Origin of the sequence: Ruegeria lacuscaerulensis (genome assembly GCF_013033355.1) — a bacterium.
GTDB classification, from domain to species: domain Bacteria; phylum Pseudomonadota; class Alphaproteobacteria; order Rhodobacterales; family Rhodobacteraceae; genus Ruegeria; species Ruegeria lacuscaerulensis_A.
Genome location: NZ_WQDY01000029.1, coordinates 2,501 through 6,034 on the forward strand (window position 1 = coordinate 2,501; position 3,534 = coordinate 6,034).

A 3,534-nucleotide genomic window follows, 5' to 3' on the forward strand; every position below is an offset into this window, starting at 1 on the left:
CAGAGTTGTCCAAGTCTAATATACTAACCCGAGCGACCTGCGTTGATCAGCTGCACGGCTGAGAGACCATATGGGGTTGCTCATTTGTCCTCGTCCAAGTGGCGGGGGCGGGAAATGTATGTTTTTGGTTCAGAAGAATGACTGCCTTTAGTTACCAGCTGGGCGGTCTCGATCGACATAGTCGAACCCTGCAGGCCGAAGGCCGAAAGGGTTCACGCGCTCAAGTAGCCGAATAGGCGGTAGCGCAAAGTGTTATGTCTTTCTTTTTCTGGATCAAATCAAGCGCGAGAAGGGCGTTTGGTGAATGCCTTGGCAGCAAGAGGCGATGAAAGACGTGATACTCTGCGATAAGCCATGGGGAGCTGAGAATAAGCTTTGATCCATGGATCTCTGAATGGGGCAACCCACCTGAATGTTTGTTATTGTTAGCTCTGCTAATCAATAATGAGCATGAACAGGTACTTAAGACCTGAATACATAGGGTTTTAAGAGCAAACCCGGGGAACTGAAACATCTAAGTACCCGGAGGAAAGGAAATCAATTGATACTCCCCTAGTAGCGGCGAGCGAACGGGGATCAGCCGAGCCAGATAAGTGACTAGAACACGTTGGGAAGCGTGGCCATAGCGGGTGACAGCCCCGTATAGGAAGCTTTGATGGACGTATTAAGTAGGGCGGAACACGTGAAATTCTGTCTGAAGATCGGAGGACCACCTTCGAAGGCTAAGTACTCCTTGCTGACCGATAGCGAACCAGTACCGTGAGGGAAAGGTGAAAAGCACCCCGACGAGGGGAGTGAAACAGTACCTGAAACCGAACGCCTACAATCAGTCGGAGGATCCTCGAGATCTGACGGCGTACCTTTTGTATAATGGGTCATCGACTTGGTCTTACGAGCAAGCTTAAGCCGTTAGGTGTAGGCGTAGCGAAAGCGAGTCTTAATAGGGCGTATGAGTTCGTGGGATCAGACCCGAAACCGAGTGATCTAGGCATGGCCAGGTTGAAGGTAAGGTAACACTTACTGGAGGACCGAACCCACATCCGTTGAAAAGGATCGGGATGAGCTGTGCCTAGGGGTGAAAGGCCAATCAAACTCGGAGATAGCTGGTTCTCTGCGAAATCTATTTAGGTAGAGCGTCATCCGAATACCCCGGGGGGTAGAGCACTGGATGGGTAATGGGGCCCCACAGGCTTACTGATCCTAACCAAACTCCGAATACCCGGGAGTACTAGATGGCAGACACACTGCGGATGCTAACGTCCGTAGTGGAGAGGGAAACAACCCTGACCTACGACTAAGGCCCCCAATTCATGGCTAAGTGGGAAAGCAGGTGGGACGACCAAAACAACCAGGAGGTTGGCTTAGAAGCAGCCATCCTTTAAAGATAGCGTAACAGCTCACTGGTCTAAATAAGTTGTCCTGCGGCGAAGATGTAACGGGGCTCAAGCCATGAGCCGAAGTCTAGGGATGCGTAAGCATCGGTAGCAGAGCGTAGTGTGACATAGTCTCATTCCTCCTTCATGCCTTCGGGCAGATTGGAGGAGAGAGGCTTTCGATGAAGCGGGCGCGTGAGCGATCCCGTGGAGAGATCACTAGTGAGAATGATGACATGAGTAGCGACAAAGAGTGTGAGAGACACTCTCGCCGAAAGTCCAAGGGTTCCTGCTTAAAGCTAATCTGAGCAGGGTAAGCCGGCCCCTAAGCCGAGGCCGAAAGGCGTAGGCGATGGGAACTAGGTTAATATTCCTAGGCCAGGAGGATGTGACGGATCACAGGTGTAGTTCAATCTTATCGGATTGATTGGGCTGCTGAGTGGTTCCTGGAAATAGCCCTCCATCAGACCGTACCCTAAACCGACACAGGTGGACTGGTAGAGCATACCAAGGCGCTTGAGAGAACGATGTTGAAGGAACTCGGCAAAATACCTCCGTAAGTTCGCGAGAAGGAGGCCCGGTTCCTAGGCAACTAGGGGCTGGGGGCACAAACCAGGGGGTGGCGACTGTTTATTAAAAACACAGGGCTCTGCGAAGTCGCAAGACGACGTATAGGGTCTGACGCCTGCCCGGTGCCTGAAGGTTAAAAGGAGAGGTGAGAGCCTTGAATTGAAGCCCAGGTAAACGGCGGCCGTAACTATAACGGTCCTAAGGTAGCGAAATTCCTTGTCGGGTAAGTTCCGACCTGCACGAATGGCGTAACGACTTCCCCGCTGTCTCCAACATCGACTCAGCGAAATTGAATTGCCTGTCAAGATGCAGGCTTCCCGCGGTTAGACGGAAAGACCCCGTGCACCTTTACTACAGCTTCGCACTGGCATCAGGATTGTGATGTGCAGGATAGGTGGTAGGCTTTGAAGCAGGAACGCAAGTACCTGTGGAGCCTCCCTTGAGATACCACCCTTCGCACTCTTGATGTCTAACCGCGGTCCGTTATCCGGATCCGGGACCCTGCGTGGCGGGTAGTTTGACTGGGGCGGTCGCCTCCTAAAGCGTAACGGAGGCGCGCGAAGGTTGGCTCAGAGCGGTCGGAAATCGCTCGTTGAGTGCAATGGCAGAAGCCAGCCTGACTGCAAGACTGACAAGTCGAGCAGAGTCGAAAGACGGCCATAGTGATCCGGTGGTCCCGAGTGGAAGGGCCATCGCTCAACGGATAAAAGGTACGCCGGGGATAACAGGCTGATACTGCCCAAGAGTCCATATCGACGGCAGTGTTTGGCACCTCGATGTCGGCTCATCTCATCCTGGGGCTGGAGCAGGTCCCAAGGGTACGGCTGTTCGCCGTTTAAAGAGGTACGTGAGCTGGGTTTAGAACGTCGTGAGACAGTTCGGTCCCTATCTGCCGTGGGTGTAGGAGACTTGAGAGGAGTTGCCCCTAGTACGAGAGGACCGGGGTGAACGATCCACTGGTGGACCAGTTGTCGTGCCAACGGCAGTGCTGGGTAGCTATGATCGGACAGGATAACCGCTGAAGGCATCTAAGCGGGAAGCCCCCCTCAAAACAAGGTCTCCCTGAGGGCCGTGGAAGACCACCACGTCAATAGGCCGGAGATGTAAGCGCAGTAATGCGTTCAGTTGACCGGTACTAATCGCCCGATAGGCTTGATTTGATCCAGTAATGGAAAGACAAATCAAAAACATACACCTCAGTAAACATGGACAGCGCGTGCCAACGCAAACGGCACTGTTGATTGATAACTACAACCGAGTGGCAACGCGCATTCGCAAGCGAATACGCTGCCTGCCACCTCGTCGCTTTCTTGCACAGCAAGAAAGTCGACATGGGCTTTTCCTCGGTTTGGTGGTCATAGCGCAAGTGAAACACCCGGTCCCATCCCGAACCCGGAAGTTAAGCACTGCCGCGCCAATGGTACTTGGGCTTAAGCCCCGGGAGAGTAGGTCACCGCCAAACCTAGAAAAAGCCCACACATCTCTCTAAACGATGAAAACAAATCTGACTCTGACGCGGGATGGAGCAGCCCGGTAGCTCGTCAGGCTCATAACCTGAAGGTCGCAGGTTCAAATCCTGCTCCCGCAACCA

General features: G+C 53.2%; 1 tRNA gene and 2 rRNA genes. All 3 read left to right on the plus strand.

Annotated elements, in window-relative coordinates:
• Window positions 1–276: 276 nt before the first annotated feature.
• The 3 genes from GOW48_RS22180 to GOW48_RS22190 all read left to right on the plus strand — a co-directional run bounded on the left by GOW48_RS22180 (window position 277) and on the right by GOW48_RS22190 (window position 3,534).
• A 23S ribosomal RNA gene (locus tag GOW48_RS22180) occupies window positions 277–3,103 on the plus strand.
• 187 nt (window positions 3,104–3,290) lie between these two features.
• Window positions 3,291–3,405 (plus strand): 5S ribosomal RNA (gene rrf / locus GOW48_RS22185).
• Window positions 3,406–3,457: 52 nt separating this feature from the next.
• A tRNA-Met gene (locus GOW48_RS22190) sits at window positions 3,458–3,534 on the plus strand.